Source organism: Methanomassiliicoccales archaeon (assembly GCA_013415865.1).
Classification (GTDB): Archaea; Thermoplasmatota; Thermoplasmata; order Methanomassiliicoccales; family UBA472; genus MVRC01.
Window position 1 is genome coordinate 1,142,969 of the sequence record CP058896.1, and the last position, 14,035, is coordinate 1,157,003.

The following is a 14,035-nucleotide window of genomic DNA, read 5'->3' on the forward strand; positions in this document are numbered from 1 at the left end:
GATAAAATGTCCACGGATATCATGGACCCTTATGATCAGTTATTGAGCAGGTACAAACAGTTGACGATATTGAGGACCGCCATTGGGATATTATATTGGGACCTCGAGACAAAAATGCCCCCACGCGGGATAGAGCAGAGGAGCGAGCAGCTCTCGCTCCTGGAGGTCATGGCCCACAGGGAGCAGGTCGATCCGAAGGTCAACGAGCTTCTCGTGTCGATCGAGAGGAGCGATCGATTTGACACGTTGAACGAGGTCCAGAGGAGGAACGTCAAGCTCATCAGGAAGTATTATGACGAGGAAGCAAAGCTTCCAGATGAGCTCGTCGCGGAGATAAGCAAGCAGGCCGCGATCACTGTGAACGTCTGGAAAAGGGCAAAGGCGGCGAAGGACTATTCTATGTTCAAGCCAGATCTGGCCAAGACCATAGAACTGAAGAAGAAGGCCGCGGACATTTTAATGGCGGTGAAAGGAACAAGGACGCCCTACGATGCACTTTTAGACTCTTTCGAACCAGGGATGACATCTGAGAAGGTGACCGAGATATTCAATGGGATGAAGAAAGGGCTTATGTCGGTCCTTGAGAGGATAAGGTCATCAGATGTTAGGCCAGATATGAGCATCCTCAAGCGAAGAGTGCCGGTTGAGGACCAGAGGAAGATCAGCCTCTTGGCCATGAAGTTCGTAGGATATGACACCACGTCCCCAAATGCAGGGGGAAGATTGGACGAGACCGAACACCCGTTCTCCACAGGATACTATGACGACCTTCGGATAACCACTCACTATCATATCAGAAAGTTCGATTCAAGCCTCTTCAGCGTGCTCCATGAGGCTGGTCACGCAATGTATGAAGGAAATCAGCCAGCAGAGTGGAAGTACCAACCGGTGGGAGCCCCGGCGAGCTATGGGGTGCACGAGTCCCAGAGCAGGTTCGTTGAGAACATCATAGGAAGGAGCCCGGAGTTCCTGAGTTATGTGTTCCCAAAGATCAAGAAAGTGACCGGCAGCGCGCTTTCCGATGTAAAGGCAAGGGACTTCATCATCGCAGTGAATAACGTGAAACCTTCCAAGATAAGGATAGAGGCCGACGAGGTGACATACGGACTGCATATCATAATCAGGTTCGAGATAGAGAGGGACATCTTCGAAGGGAAGATAGGTGTCGATGAACTGCCACAGGTTTGGAATGAGAAATATGGTAAGTACCTAGGTGTCAAGATAAAGAACGACTCGGAGGGGGTCATGCAGGACACACACTGGGCTAACGGGTCGTTCGGTTATTTCCCGAGCTACGCCCTGGGGAATATCTACGGAGGGATGTTCTTGGAGAGGATGGAGAGGGACCTGCCCGAATGGAGGTCTTCCATAGCAAAAGGCAACTTTATGCCGGTAAGGGAATGGCTCAAAGAGAACGTACACTCAAAGGGGAACCTGTATGACCCAGCCGACCTCGTCAAGGTCATAACCGGGAGAAGCCTTGACATAGACCCATTCATCAAGTATCTGGACGGTAAGATGGGCAAGATATTCGGCTATTGACACATTTGACGTCACTGACGAATCGCTGAACTTTTTTCTTTTTTTTCTAGACATCTATATATACAACAGGCTGGCACTATTTCACGATAGACAAGGTGGTTTTTTGGCTGAGATCAAGGTCGACTGTAGGGGTAAGAACTGTCCGATACCGCTCGTTGAGATGAGGAAAGCGATAAAGAAGGCGGCGAGCGGCGACATCATAGAGATCGTTGGTACCCATCCAGCCTCAAAGAAGGAGATACCCATGGCCGTCCATTCGTTAGGTCAGGAGTTGATAGGCGTGACCGAGCAGGGCGAGGAATGGAATATCCGCATCAGGAAGGTCAGGGAGTGATATGATGACAGAAAAGGCGACGATCATAGTCCACAGCGGCGACATGGACAAGGTCTATAGCGCCCTCATAATCGGGACCGGGGCGTTGTCGATGGGAATGGAGGCCTCGCTCTATTTCACCTTTTGGGGCCTACAGAGGTTGAAAAAAAATGGACTTGAGAAAGGGGCGCTATCTAAGATGAACATGCTCGGTCTGGGGAAATGGATGGTCAAGAAGAGAATGGACAAGAACGGCGTGGCCAAGCTCGACTCGCTGATAAAGGATTTTCGAGAACTTGGAGGCAAGATCATAGCGTGCGAGATGACGATGGAGGTCATGGGCGTGAAGAAAGAGGACCTTTGTACCGATTGGATCGACGAGTTCGGTGCCGTCGGGACCTACATATCAGAGGCAAGGAGCTCCTCGATCACTCTTTTCATCTGAGGTGCTGTTCATGATATATCTTGACAATTCTGCGGCGACCAGGATGGACGAGAGGGTCCACGAGGCAATGTTACCCTACTTTTTTGAGAAGTATGCGGTGGCAACATCAGAGTTCGGATACTCACTAGGGATCGAGGCAAGGGAAGCTTTGGACAAGGCCAGGTCGGACATATCATCCATCATAGGGGCCGATGAGGATGAGATAATCTTCACATCGGGGGACACCGAGGCCAGCAATATGGCATTAAAAGGAGTGGCCTATTCGCAGACCAGGAAAGGCAGGCACATCATAGTCTCGAAGATCGAGGACTTCCCGGTCCTGAATACCGCAAGGGCGTTGGAGAGGGACGGGTTCAAGGTCACATATCTACCGGTCGACAGCGAAGGTCTCGTCGATCCGGAGGAGTTAAAAAAAAGCATCACAAAGGAGACCGTACTTGTTTCCGTACAGCACTCCAACCAAGAGATAGGCACTGTACAGGACATCGAGGTGATTGGTAAGATCTGCAGGGATTCTGGAATCCCATTTCATACGGATGCCACACATACCTTTGGAAGGGTCCCCTTAGACATGAAGAAATTACCGGTCGATCTCATGACCATATCATCGCACACATTGCATGGGCCTAAAGGCGTAGGCGCTCTTTTCAAGAGGAAGGACGTCCCGATTCAAAAGTGGATGGATGGTGGATATCAGGAGTTTAACCTGAGGGCAGGGCTGGAGAACATACCTGGCATCGTAGGATTCGCCAAGGCGGCTGAGCTGATGAACGAAGAGGAGAATATGAGGATAAAGGGGATGAGGGACAGATTGATCGACAAGGTAATGAACGGCATCCCGGACACGACATTGAACGGTCATAGGACGAAGAGACTTCCCCAGAACGCCAACATCACCTTCCATATGGTGGAGGGAGAATCGATGACGCTCCATCTTGACATGAGGGGCATCGAGGTCTCGACCGGCTCAGCATGCTTCAGCCGATCCTTGGAGGCCAGCCATGTTATCATGGGGATAGGTGGTGACCATGAGAGGGCCCATGGCTCGATCAGGTTCACGTTTGGAAGATATAACAATGAGGAGGAGGTCGACGTGGTTGTCGAGGCGATGAAGGAGATCGTCTCTAGGCTCAGGGAGATCAGCCCCTTGAAGAGGTGATGAAGATGAAGTTCCCATATAACGAGAAGGTACTGGAGCATTTCAAGAACCCCAAGAATGTTGGAAAGATCGAGGACGCAGACGGCAAGGCGATGGTCGGGAGCCCGGCCTGTGGGGACATGGTCGCCGTATATCTAAGGGTCAGACCTGAGGACCATGTCATAACCGACATCAAGTTCGAGTCATACGGTTGCGCATCGAACATCGCGACCGGTTCGATCATCACAGAGCTCGCGAAAGGAAAGACAATAGAGGAGGCTAAGAAGATCACCTGGAAGGACGCCTTGGAGGCATTGGGCGGTCTTCCAAAGATCAAAGCGCACTGTTCCGTGCTTGCCGTGGAAGGGCTGAGAGAGGCCATCACGAACTATGAGGAGAAGCACGGCCTGGTCATCGAGAAGAAGCCCACGACGGTCGAGCTCATCGAGCGCCGCTTGAAGAACGTCATGAACCCGCTGACCGGACTGGACATTGTACGGACCAACCTGGTCAGATCGATAACGATAGAGGAAGGTGTGGTGAGGATATCTATTGATCTTCCGAAAGAACACATTTTCGCCAACAACATCAGGGACGAGGTCAAAGAGAAGATCGAGAACCTATGGGATGTCAAAGAGGTGATCCTAAGGTTCAATGACGAGTGATCATCCTCCATTCTGGGGTCGGGAAATTATTATTAACCTTCGTCATGAATCATATTAGCGGTGACCCTAGATGACCCAAGATGAGATCAAGTTCCAGAAGCTCCGCCGTTTCAATATTGTCATGGGCGTGCTTCACACCATCCAGGGAATCCTGATGCTGGCGTTCACGAACGATTTTGCCGTTCCTTTCACGACGAACTTCTTAAAATTCGATGAGGTTAACGAGACCGTATATCATAATATGAACGAACTCTGGGAGATCCAGCTGGGACCAGCTGTTGCCCTGTTCATGTTCATGTCCGCCTTTGCTCATTTCTCAGTTTCGACGTATGGCTACGGATGGTATCAGAGGAAGTTAAAGGAAGGCATCAATCCCGCGAGGTGGTACGAGTATGCTGTCAGCTCTTCCTGGATGATCCTCATCGTGGCAATGCTGAGCGGTCTAACCGACCTCGCCGCCCTCATCCTGCTCGTAGGCCTCAATGCCAGCACGAACCTCTTTGGAATGATGATGGAACTTCACAACAAAGAGCTGAAGAAGACGAACTGGTCATCTTTCATATATGGAAGCATTGCTGGAACGTTGGCATGGGTCGCCGTGCTCATGTACTTCCTGGGAGCGATTTTGGATAATTTTGACAACGTCCCGAACTTTGTATACATGGTCGTTTTCGTGCTACTGTTCTTCTGGGGCACCTTCCCTTTGAACATGTGGCTGCAGTACCGCAGAAAAGGAAGATGGGCGGACTATCTCTACGGTGAGAAGGTCTATATCCTGCTCAGCCTCGTCTCGAAGTCCGCATTGGCATGGTTCATCTTCTTCGGGGTACAGGGAATAGGTTCATAGAACATCAAAAACTGGACCTTACCTTCATGAAGATGAGGGCAAGGTTCAGGCTCAGACCTATCGCGTTCCACATTACTATCGGCACATCTCCTTGAAGAGCACCATATAATAACCATAGGGACATCCCTATCGCCAGCAGGATCGGCATGAAAAGGGACACATCATCCATCTTTTTTGTCCGATGGGCACGGACGATCTGAGGTATGAACCCTACGGTGGTCAGAAGACCCGCCAGTAGGCCTAGGACAAGGTAATGATCCATGGGCCCCAGAAGCCCTCTGGTTCGTAATTACCTTTGCGTCGAGAAAAACTCCGAGGGCACATCGGAAGACCCACAACGATTTTGCCATTTATTTTCATCCTTTGATGGAAGGATACAACATGTCCATCTTGGCCAACAATCTTCTTAGGGCCTCCCTCTCGATGTCCCTCTCAACATCCCCCGTCAATCTCTCAAGTTCGTTCATGATCTCCTTGTCGGTATACAGGCGGATCCTCTCATTCGGGTCCATCATTGCCATCACCGTATATTATTTATGTCTATTGTTATTTGAATTTATTCAATCATTCATCTAATTATTTGAAATAAATTACTCAAATGAACAACATAATTACATATTTCACAATATTTGTAGACAAATGTCGAAAAGGGACACACAAAACACCATAACTTTCTCGGACGACCGAATGCATTAATATCTCACAACTGCAAGTTCATCACAAGGAGGTCAGGCGATGGCAAAGTATGTTGTGTTGTCGAGGTTAACGGCCGAGGGCAGGAAGACATTGAAGAGCAAACCATCGAGGCTGCTAGAGGTGAACAAAGAGATCGAGAAGATGGGTGCAAAGGTGGTACACCAGTATGCACTTCTGGGCAAGTATGATTTCCTCACGGTGCTCGAGGCCCCCGATAATGAGACGGTAGGGAAGGTCATGGTAGAGCTAGGCTCCAGAGGTACATTGGAGACCACCACCCTGGCTGCAATGCCGATAACGGATTTCTTGAGCTCCCTTGAGTGAGATCGGTCATTGATCTGCCGAGCGTGCTTAGCACCCTCTTTAGGAGTGACCGGTCATTCCTCGTCCCCGCCCTGCTCAAGAGGGGCATTCTGGGCGACCATGATGTAGAACCGGTCATAACCATTTTTCAAGGTCCCCCATGCGAGATAAGCGACGGTCAAGGCCATCATGACGACCACAATGACCAACATAGGGTTCTCAGGACCGATGTTCGGCAGGAACGGGATGAGCAGCAACAGGACCAATGTGACCATCGAGATCTTACCAAGGTTGGCGAAGATCGCGAATACGTTCTTTCTGCTGCCCTCCACGAACCTCCGCGAGCTCATCACCGCGGAGGTCAGAAGCTCGGACAGGTTCCGTATATGGCCATATATATTGACGATGGCAGGTAGAATGGAAAGGACCATCAGGAACAGAACGAGCAGGTCAGGTACCACATGCAGTTCTTCAGCGATAATGCCTATGGCATTCTTGACCTCGTTCAACATGCTGAACAATAACAGTAACAGCACAATGATCAGATAATCCAAAAAGATCAGTAGGAGCCCTCTCCTCATTTTTTCTCTGACATCCTTTGAGACCGCGAATCGTGCAGAGGCCGTTGCCCTTATCTCCTCTATCCTACCAAGGGCAGACCTCACTCCCCGGGGCAATGACCGAACGAACCCGTTGAACATCCTGACCTGGGCCTTTGTTAATACTGGAAGAACTATCATGGTGACCAATGCGGCCCCGACCATCGCGGAGTAGAACTCTCTGGTGACCACCCCCTCGTCCAATGCGATCTTGGCTATGATAAACGCGAACTCTCCCATCGCCACTAGGCTGGTGGCGATCATGAAGGAGCTCCTTGAAGGGACGTTCATCACGTAGCAGGACAGTATCACTGAAAAGGTCTTGGCAAGAATGAATGTGATGGCTATGACCATGACCAGCCATACATTGTCCCAAATCAATGATGGGTCGATCTGAAGGCCGATCGAAATGAAGAAAACGGCCATGAACAGCTCCTTGATGGGGGCCACCTTGGACATCAGGTCATCACTATGAACCGATTTGGACACTATGAGCCCCATCAGGAAAGCCCCGATCGCGATGGAAAGGCCGAGCGATGAAGATATCAAGGCCATGGTAAAGCACAATCCTACCGATAGGACAAACAATATCTCCATGGAATAGGTGTTACCTATCGCATCGAGCACCCTTGGCACGATGGCTATGCCGACCATTATGGTAAGGCCAAAGAAGATCGCTAGGCCGATGACCATGTTCACTGTGGAACCCAGAGCTGGCGAATCTCCCGCGAGGAGGGGCGCCGCCATCGTTAAGATGATCACCTGGCCAACATCCTCGAACACGGTGATACCTATGATCATGCTGGCTTGGGCTCCATCGATGGCACCATTCTCCTTCAGAACGCTGACGACGACCGCAGTGGATGTTCCGGATATTATCGCGCCAAAGAATATTGCCTGGGTGTTGGGCATTCCGAGGGCCAGACCTACGAGGTAACCGACCACCACCATCAACGTCATCTCCATTGTGACGATGATGATGAGGACCGACCCTGTCCTTTTTAACTTGGCCGCGCTCTGCTCGAGCCCTATCCAGAACATCAAAAGGACGATACCGATGTTGGAAAGGATGACGACCGTCGCCTCCTCCACCCACAGATCTGGAAACATCGTCGGGCCAAGGATGAGGCCTGCGGCAAGATAGCCTAGTATAGGCGGCATCTTTATCCTCGCAAATACAAGCGAACAGATGCCAGAGATAAGCATAAGCAAGGTCATGTCGACGATAATCCTGCTCTCTTCGCTCATCGACAGATGATTAAACAACTCTGATAATTAATGATTGGCCGAGAGATGGGAAAATCGTTGCGTTGATAATATGGACCGGATAGACGTTTTGGACCTGGAACGACAGTCATATAATGTTTGAAAACATCGTGATCAATCGACCATAAGCATCCTCCTGCTACCTTCTTCAGAATTCTAAGCCAGGTTGATATGGGAGAATTATTATCGTTTGAGAATCGAAGCAGCTCAATCTCCATTAACATATCAAGCTTATCACCGCTCTTGCAAAGAGATAAAGTTCCATATAAGGGTCTAGCGGAGTGACAGCCACTAGAACGGACCTTACGCTCATCCAGCATTATTTAAGAATTGGGCATAAAAAATTACCTGCTGGTTTATGAACACATACGGAACCATCTGAGAGATCGGGAGTGAACAGACATCGTGATGATCGACCATCGTTTACCAAAATATTGCTCCATACCTCATCCTCCCAACTTTTTATTTTTTTTCTTTTTATCAATCATCTTGGTCGCTGCGAAAAACTGATGAGACTTCCTGAGCAAACAGTAATTTGGTCATTCCATTCGATTAATATCTAGAATGGCATCTTCATCCTTCTGCCCAAAATCGGGGAAGGAGGCGAATGAGATGGCTGACAAGAAGCAGAAGAAGGCCGACGCCTCAAAGACCGAGAACAAGAAGTAATGTTCCCACTTATTCATGCGGTCCTATGACCGCCCATTTAAATCGTCTTTCTCTCAATCTTTTTATTTTAGGATATCAGGAAAATTCTACATTTCCAGCATATTTTGCACCATGACAATCCGCCAACCTTCCGGCGGCGCATTCCCTCACAGCCTCCTCCACAGAGCCCTTGCAACCTCCCTTGATGCTTATCCCTGCCCTGCTCAGAACCTCATGTGCACGCTTACCTATCGTTCCAGTGATGACGGTACCGATCTCCTTTGAAACCAATGTCTCTGCGGTCTTGACGCCCGGCTCATTCCGTGCGTCAATATGCCTCTCCTCAATGACAGAGAATTTGTCAGGCGACCCCTCGAAGACAATAATGTAAGGGCTTCTTGCAATGGGCCCGACCCTGCTTTTGAGGTCCCTCCCCATACTTGTAACAGCAATTCTGCATTTCTTGTCCATGGCCTTTCCCTCATCATGTTCTAGTGTCAGAGCCCAAATTAATACCTTGCATCCGACCTCACAACTTTTTTGGGATTGTTCTGATTTGAGACATAGGTCATTTCAGCAAAGTCCGCATGTCCTCGATCATCCAATAAACCAAGCCCCATCAGTTATTATGACCAGACGTTTGAACGTTCGATATGGCGCATCTATTGCTCGGTCCTGCCGACCACCCCGCCGCCTGCTGTTCATCAGCTTGCGCTGTTCATCGGCCCAATCCGCATAAGAAACGAGGAGCTCGAGGGCCTTATCTGACGGTTTACGACCTTCGGAAGAAAAGTCCGAACTGGGATCTTTATCAGGCCAGGAATTGGAGTGGGCCCGACCGGATATTAACAACCAGTAACGCCTGTATAACCCGAATAACCCTGCACATCTACAGGTCATGCCACTATCCTCCCGGAAGGGGGCCTCGGGACCGCCCCCGTGAGCCGCATCCGCTCCTTCGTCTCGCGCAGAAGGTCCGAGACGCTCGCGTGCATCCTAGCCATGTCATCGATCGTCATCGCACAGTACCTCCTTGTCTGGGTCTCCGACTCGTGCCCCAAAGCGTCCACCAGGACCGGCATGTTCGCCGGGTCCGCTTGGATCACGAACCTCGCCCCCGACCGCCTCAGCGTATGATTTCCGATCGAGCGGGTTATCCCCGCCCTCCTCGCGGCGTTCGCCACGAGCTTGTCTATCCCCGCGTCCGAGTAGGGGCTCAGCCTCGGGCACTTCCTGTTCCTGCTATAGATCAGGAACTCCTGAGGTATCGTGGCGTTCGGGTTCAGGGACAGCGCCTCCTCGACCATCCTCGTCCTCGTCTCCTCCCATTCCCTCAGAACATCCGTGGTCTCGTTCGCCCATGCCAGCGTCCTCCATTTGCCGCCGTAGCGTCCTTTTCCCCTGACGTCAAGGACCCCTTCCTTGACGTCCCTGACCGTGAGCCTCTTCACCTCGCACCTCCTCATCATGAGGCGGAGCTCGAGGTGGATGACCAGCCGCTCGGGCCCTTCGGCGGCCTCCATCAGGGCGACCGCCTCCTCGAGCGACAGCCAATCAACCCTGACGCGCGAGTCCTTGGGCCACCCAAGGTGCATCTCCTCGACCACGTGGTTGCCATAGGTCCTGAGATAGCCAGACAATATGCCGACGTACCATCTCCGCGTCTTGACCTTGAGGTGCCCGGCATACTCGTTGATTATGTAGTCGATCTCCCTCTCCCCTATCTTCGCGGGCGTATGGTGCAGGCCCGCGTTCTTGAGCGCCTCGGTCATCCTCCACAGCTCGCGCCTGTACTCCTTGATCCCGAGATCGTTGACCCTCCCCCTCCTCGCGAGCTTCTCAAGATGCCCCTCGATCTTTGCATGGACCCATTCCCTCTCATGCTCCGTCAGCATAGGGACCGCTCCCGCCGCATCGAAAACAATAAAAGCCCGCCGCGGGAACAGGAGGAAATACCGGAAGGGGAAGGTCCGGGGAAAGCGCGGCGGGCGGGTTCATAGGCATCACAGATCACGCTTGGGCAGGGGCCTTGAGCTTGGCCATGCAGACCTTTCCGTTGCCGTCGTCGTACAGCTGAACCAGGTCGCCCTCCTCGACGTCCAGGGCGGACATGGCCCTGCCGAGGGAGATCCTGCCGTTCTTCGTGATCTTGGTCACTTGGAGCACTTGGGGCATGTTTTCACCTAGTAGTAATGACTAAGAACTAAATGGTAAAGCAGGTATTTATGGTTATCCATTATGACTAAGGACTATGTAATTAAAATTATTCAAGATATGACTGAGTCCTTATGGATATGTGAACAAGAACCGTGTTCCGTTTGCGGAAATTCCCGATAACATTTCCATTCAGATACTGTACTGTCTTCATCAAAATGGACGCATGGTTAAGTCGGTACTTTACTCAAGATTAGAGAAAAGCAACAAAACAATCCAACCTCGGGTTGATGAAATGGTTGCAACGGGATTAATAAGTGAAACAATTGAGGAGAGACCCCCCAAGCGCAAATGGGTGGAGCTGACGGAGAAGGGGAGGAAGGTCGCGGAGAAGCTCGAGGAGATAGAGGGGATTTTGGGGGGATGATGTGGATTTTTTTGAAATCGTTGCCTTAATTCTCATTACATTGATTGGAGCTTCAATACCCGTCATACTCAATGAGCGATCAAAGAGGAGATGGTCTCAATCAGACAAGATGTGGGATTTGAAGCGTAAATATTCTTCAGAATTGTTATTGAAAATGTCTGAGATGGAATTGGCATTAATTGGAATGCAGCTTTATTTTTCACAAAACAATCAAATGAAAAAAACCTACTCGATTGACCAAGAATTTAGTCAGGCATTAATGAGTTGGTTTGTCATAAACAACAGGTTATTTGGGGGAAATATTAAATTGGAATGTTTAAAAAATGGAACCCCTTCGAAAATAACCGAAAAAGATCTTGATACGCTAAAAATCGAAATATTTTGGTTGTCGTTATTTCGATTCCAGATGTTAACACATGAAGCATTGATTCCAATAACTATGATTAGGGGGATACTAATAGATGATAAAATCACTGACCATTTTTACGAATTTCAAAAAACAATTCAACATTACATAAATCAAGATTCACACACCCCATCAAATTACGAAGATGTTATTAAAACACTTTCATCAATAGTTAATGAATATAATCATTCTATGAAATTAGAGCTTGAGCGAACGAAAGATCCTGGATGGAACTCGATATGGAGAAGACAATTAGATGGCATAATTAAGGTAGGGTAGTGATGAGTGGTGGGGAAAATGAAGGTCACAGCCAAAGTAAAAAAGCTCGATGAAAATCTAGCATATCGAAGCACGCACATTCGTGTTGGAAGCGAAAAAACGATCATATCTCCAATTTGTGCAACTACAAAGGGCGTTCCTGCAAGCGAAGTAACGGAGATTTATCGGAATTATACAAAAGACGGTCTAACCAGAGCTGTCAATAATTTCGATGAAGAAAAAAGGCTGAACTCAGAATTAAAATCAAAAAAAACTGATAATTTGAACATATGTTTTGTTGACTACAACGATTCCGCCGAGCTAGAAAAGGAGGAATTTGAACTCCTGATGGACCTGCAATACCAGAACAGCGATATCGCTATGACCCCCATCTGGAGCGGCCTTATCAAAACCAAACAAGAAAGCGACGCGCTCCTTGAGACTGTTTTAGCATGGAACAAGAAGGCCATCGAAATAATCGAGACGCTGAACAACAAATCTATCATGGGAACGCTGTCAATGGGCATGCCGAGGACAATGATCGGCGATGTAATCAACTCATATGTGGACCAGGGCGTGACATTGTTTGCGATCGATGCAAGGAATAAGTTCGTAGATGGTCACGATACATGGATGAGGGATGTTGTCAGGAAAATTAAGGACTACAAAATGTTCGATGAAACCTGTTTGTATATGGTGAACCCAAGGGCCGGGAACTTTTCCCACAACGCAGAGATAGTCCTAGCCAGGGATTTTCTCAGTTCAGGGTACGGTTTCGACATATTGGGCGGGGGCCATATTCCCAATAAAGGAATCGGTTTGGCCAAGAACAAGATGAAAGAACCTTTCTGCAGAAGATTCGATGAAAAGACCTATGGTTATATTAAAGTGCCAGAGAAAGAGGCTGCCGAATCCTTAAAAGTCTCACCATCGCAGGTAAAGGACGAGATGAAGAAATATAACATGACAAGGCAGGCGGATGAAGCATTCAAAATTGCCGAGATGTTATTGAATGAATCGACCCTTGAATCATATCTTAAAACCAAGGATATGGTCAAAGGAAAACATTTGGAACATATGAAAAAGTACAAAAAAGAGTTGTTCGAGGATAAGAAAAAAAGGTCTGAATGGTTCGTTTGATCAACCTTTTAACCGCTTCAAGAGATCTTCCGAGCAATAGAATGTACTTTGTTCCAGATCTTCTGCTATCTGGAGCCTCTCCGAAGAACTGATTATACCCTTGTTGCACAAATGCAACAAGAAGCCGATAGTTCCAGTACATGAAATGATCACATTACCAACGAATTCTTGAAAGACGGGGTCTTTCTCAATCTTTTTCAAGGATTTCCTCATCAGGTTGTCGTCTGTGATATAATAATATCTCTGCGGTCCATTGGCATACCGTGATGCTGTCAAGATTAGAGCCGACAATTCACCAGAATGAAGCCCTGGATAGCGTGCGGACAGATAAGCGAGAAGTTCATTTTCTTTCTCATTCAATTCGATGGGTCTTACAAGCCCCGACTTTCTTCTCAAGCCCTTCATCGACGAGGGCGTCCTCTTTATTTCATCAGATACTACTTCCGTCGTTATGAAATCATATGATTTCTCGCACCTTTCAAATAAATCCAATGATGAGATGTCGTAAATGAATGACGAGATAATCGTTGCATCCAGTATCTTTACTGTTCTATTCTCCACTTGATTTTTCTCCTTTTCAATAATTTTTCAAAATCATTTAAATCCAGACCAGCCATCTCTGATGCCTTTGAATAGCTGATCTTCCCCTTCAACAGCATCTTGATCGAATATTCGATACGATCTTTCTTCAAATCATCCCACTTAGCAGATTCCGAAGTGTATTTTGGATAGAACGTGTAGATGTAAGTCATTATCTCGTTGTCACTGAGGTCGTTCAAGAATAACTTGAAGTCTTGGATGACATCTTTCAATTCTTGTTTTGGTTTGATGTTCTTGAAAATTTCTTGCCCTTTCCTAGTGAGGATATAAACTCCACCTTCAGAATTGGTGACGAGATTCAGTCTTTGCAGGTCTTGGAGAATGTAATCAATCTTGTCGCTGTATGGCCCAAGGAGATTCGGTTCGAAACGAAATAGGTCTTGCAGATTTGGGAATACGTTGGTAACGAGGAACAATATCTTATGGAGCTTTAATTTGCTGCGTAATGGACTTTGAAGTGAACCTATGCAATATAGGACGATCTTTTCCTCGTCATTCAATTGGTCCCAAAGCTGCGCCATCATTTGTCTCCAAAGACCGAATTATAATATTTTTATCCGATGATGGGATATTCTATCTTATCGATAA

The 14,035-nt window shown here is 48.3% G+C and carries 18 protein-coding genes; 10 read left to right on the plus strand and 8 right to left on the minus strand.

The features are described 5' to 3' along the window. The first annotated feature begins 6 nt into the window (after window positions 1–6). From HPY73_05585 to heR, 6 genes are all read left to right on the plus strand, one after another. On the plus strand, window positions 7–1,542 hold the full coding sequence (locus HPY73_05585) for a carboxypeptidase M32 (protein ID QLH74959.1): 1,536 nt from the start codon (window positions 7–9) through the stop codon (window positions 1,540–1,542). Between the two features lie 103 nt (window positions 1,543–1,645). Continuing rightward, window positions 1,646–1,876 (plus strand): sulfurtransferase TusA family protein, encoded by a 231-nt coding sequence (locus tag HPY73_05590; protein QLH74960.1) that lies wholly within the window; start codon window positions 1,646–1,648, stop codon window positions 1,874–1,876. Between the two features lie 4 nt (window positions 1,877–1,880). Then, window positions 1,881–2,300, plus strand: a complete 420-nt coding sequence (locus HPY73_05595) for a DsrE/DsrF/DrsH-like family protein (protein QLH75694.1) — start codon at window positions 1,881–1,883, stop codon at window positions 2,298–2,300. A gap of 10 nt (window positions 2,301–2,310) precedes the next feature. Continuing rightward, complete coding sequence (locus tag HPY73_05600) at window positions 2,311–3,459, plus strand: cysteine desulfurase (protein ID QLH74961.1); 1,149 nt, start codon at window positions 2,311–2,313, stop codon at window positions 3,457–3,459. A gap of 5 nt (window positions 3,460–3,464) precedes the next feature. Next, entirely contained in the window at window positions 3,465–4,103 is a 639-nt protein-coding gene (locus HPY73_05605; protein ID QLH74962.1) for an iron-sulfur cluster assembly scaffold protein, read from the plus strand. A 70-nt stretch (window positions 4,104–4,173) separates the two neighbouring features. After that, on the plus strand, window positions 4,174–4,950 hold the full coding sequence (gene heR, locus HPY73_05610) for a heliorhodopsin HeR (protein QLH74963.1): 777 nt from the start codon (window positions 4,174–4,176) through the stop codon (window positions 4,948–4,950). A gap of 4 nt (window positions 4,951–4,954) precedes the next feature. Here the strand turns inward: heR and HPY73_05615 are convergent, their stop codons facing one another. Both HPY73_05615 and HPY73_05620 read right to left on the minus strand, forming a co-directional pair. Then, window positions 4,955–5,212, minus strand: coding sequence for a SemiSWEET transporter (locus HPY73_05615; GenBank protein ID QLH74964.1), 258 nt, complete (start codon window positions 5,210–5,212; stop codon window positions 4,955–4,957). 94 nt (window positions 5,213–5,306) lie between these two features. Further along, window positions 5,307–5,471 (minus strand): hypothetical protein, encoded by a 165-nt coding sequence (locus tag HPY73_05620; GenBank protein QLH74965.1) that lies wholly within the window; start codon window positions 5,469–5,471, stop codon window positions 5,307–5,309. A gap of 214 nt (window positions 5,472–5,685) precedes the next feature. Between HPY73_05620 and HPY73_05625 the strand changes: the two genes are divergently transcribed. Then, the gene (locus HPY73_05625) at window positions 5,686–5,970 is read left to right on the plus strand and encodes a GYD domain-containing protein (protein QLH74966.1); all 285 of its coding nucleotides are present in this window, start codon (window positions 5,686–5,688) and stop codon (window positions 5,968–5,970) included. 53 nt (window positions 5,971–6,023) lie between these two features. On the opposite strand, the gene HPY73_05630 is transcribed toward HPY73_05625, so the two are convergent. The 4 genes from HPY73_05630 to HPY73_05645 all read right to left on the minus strand — a co-directional run bounded on the left by HPY73_05630 (window position 6,024) and on the right by HPY73_05645 (window position 10,637). Then, window positions 6,024–7,796, minus strand: a complete 1,773-nt coding sequence (locus HPY73_05630; GenBank protein QLH74967.1) for a cation:proton antiporter — start codon at window positions 7,794–7,796, stop codon at window positions 6,024–6,026. A 762-nt stretch (window positions 7,797–8,558) separates the two neighbouring features. Continuing rightward, on the minus strand, window positions 8,559–8,933 hold the full coding sequence (locus HPY73_05635) for a NifB/NifX family molybdenum-iron cluster-binding protein (GenBank protein QLH74968.1): 375 nt from the start codon (window positions 8,931–8,933) through the stop codon (window positions 8,559–8,561). A 425-nt stretch (window positions 8,934–9,358) separates the two neighbouring features. Then, on the minus strand, window positions 9,359–10,357 hold the full coding sequence (locus tag HPY73_05640; GenBank protein QLH74969.1) for a tyrosine-type recombinase/integrase: 999 nt from the start codon (window positions 10,355–10,357) through the stop codon (window positions 9,359–9,361). 115 nt (window positions 10,358–10,472) lie between these two features. Further along, the gene (locus HPY73_05645; protein ID QLH74970.1) at window positions 10,473–10,637 is read right to left on the minus strand and encodes an AbrB/MazE/SpoVT family DNA-binding domain-containing protein; all 165 of its coding nucleotides are present in this window, start codon (window positions 10,635–10,637) and stop codon (window positions 10,473–10,475) included. A gap of 121 nt (window positions 10,638–10,758) precedes the next feature. Between HPY73_05645 and HPY73_05650 the strand changes: the two genes are divergently transcribed. From HPY73_05650 to HPY73_05660, 3 genes are read left to right on the plus strand one after another with little or no spacing between them, the layout of a single operon-like run. Next, the gene (locus HPY73_05650; protein ID QLH74971.1) at window positions 10,759–11,043 is read left to right on the plus strand and encodes a hypothetical protein; all 285 of its coding nucleotides are present in this window, start codon (window positions 10,759–10,761) and stop codon (window positions 11,041–11,043) included. A 1-nt stretch (window position 11,044) separates the two neighbouring features. Then, the gene (locus HPY73_05655; protein ID QLH74972.1) at window positions 11,045–11,728 is read left to right on the plus strand and encodes a hypothetical protein; all 684 of its coding nucleotides are present in this window, start codon (window positions 11,045–11,047) and stop codon (window positions 11,726–11,728) included. An 18-nt stretch (window positions 11,729–11,746) separates the two neighbouring features. Further along, a complete protein-coding gene (locus HPY73_05660; GenBank protein ID QLH74973.1) occupies window positions 11,747–12,847 on the plus strand; it encodes a hypothetical protein in 1,101 nt (366 codons plus the stop codon). On the opposite strand, the gene HPY73_05665 is transcribed toward HPY73_05660, so the two are convergent. Further along, a complete protein-coding gene (locus tag HPY73_05665; GenBank protein ID QLH74974.1) occupies window positions 12,848–13,408 on the minus strand; it encodes a hypothetical protein in 561 nt (186 codons plus the stop codon). It lies immediately after the preceding gene. Then, window positions 13,390–13,971 carry a UPF0175 family protein gene (locus HPY73_05670; protein QLH74975.1) on the minus strand — a complete coding sequence of 194 codons (582 nt, stop codon included), beginning with the start codon at window positions 13,969–13,971 and terminating at the stop codon, window positions 13,390–13,392. Before HPY73_05670 ends, HPY73_05665 begins: the two co-directional genes overlap by 19 nt. Window positions 13,972–14,035 lie beyond the last annotated feature (64 nt).

Coding starts and splice junctions, on each gene's coding strand:
- HPY73_05600 (QLH74961.1), top strand. CDS start 2,311: ATGATATATCTTGACAATTCTGCGGCGACCAGGATGGACGAGAGGGTC.
- heR (QLH74963.1), top strand. CDS start 4,174: ATGACCCAAGATGAGATCAAGTTCCAGAAGCTCCGCCGTTTCAATATT.
- HPY73_05620 (QLH74965.1), bottom strand. CDS start 5,471: ATGGCAATGATGGACCCGAATGAGAGGATCCGCCTGTATACCGACAAG.
- HPY73_05630 (QLH74967.1), bottom strand. CDS start 7,796: ATGAGCGAAGAGAGCAGGATTATCGTCGACATGACCTTGCTTATGCTT.
- HPY73_05645 (QLH74970.1), bottom strand. CDS start 10,637: ATGCCCCAAGTGCTCCAAGTGACCAAGATCACGAAGAACGGCAGGATC.
- HPY73_05595 (QLH75694.1), top strand. CDS start 1,881: ATGACAGAAAAGGCGACGATCATAGTCCACAGCGGCGACATGGACAAG.
- HPY73_05640 (QLH74969.1), bottom strand. CDS start 10,357: ATGCTGACGGAGCATGAGAGGGAATGGGTCCATGCAAAGATCGAGGGG.
- HPY73_05635 (QLH74968.1), bottom strand. CDS start 8,933: ATGGACAAGAAATGCAGAATTGCTGTTACAAGTATGGGGAGGGACCTC.
- HPY73_05660 (QLH74973.1), top strand. CDS start 11,747: ATGAAGGTCACAGCCAAAGTAAAAAAGCTCGATGAAAATCTAGCATAT.
- HPY73_05670 (QLH74975.1), bottom strand. CDS start 13,971: ATGATGGCGCAGCTTTGGGACCAATTGAATGACGAGGAAAAGATCGTC.
- HPY73_05615 (QLH74964.1), bottom strand. CDS start 5,212: ATGGATCATTACCTTGTCCTAGGCCTACTGGCGGGTCTTCTGACCACC.
- HPY73_05585 (QLH74959.1), top strand. CDS start 7: ATGTCCACGGATATCATGGACCCTTATGATCAGTTATTGAGCAGGTAC.
- HPY73_05625 (QLH74966.1), top strand. CDS start 5,686: ATGGCAAAGTATGTTGTGTTGTCGAGGTTAACGGCCGAGGGCAGGAAG.
- HPY73_05605 (QLH74962.1), top strand. CDS start 3,465: ATGAAGTTCCCATATAACGAGAAGGTACTGGAGCATTTCAAGAACCCC.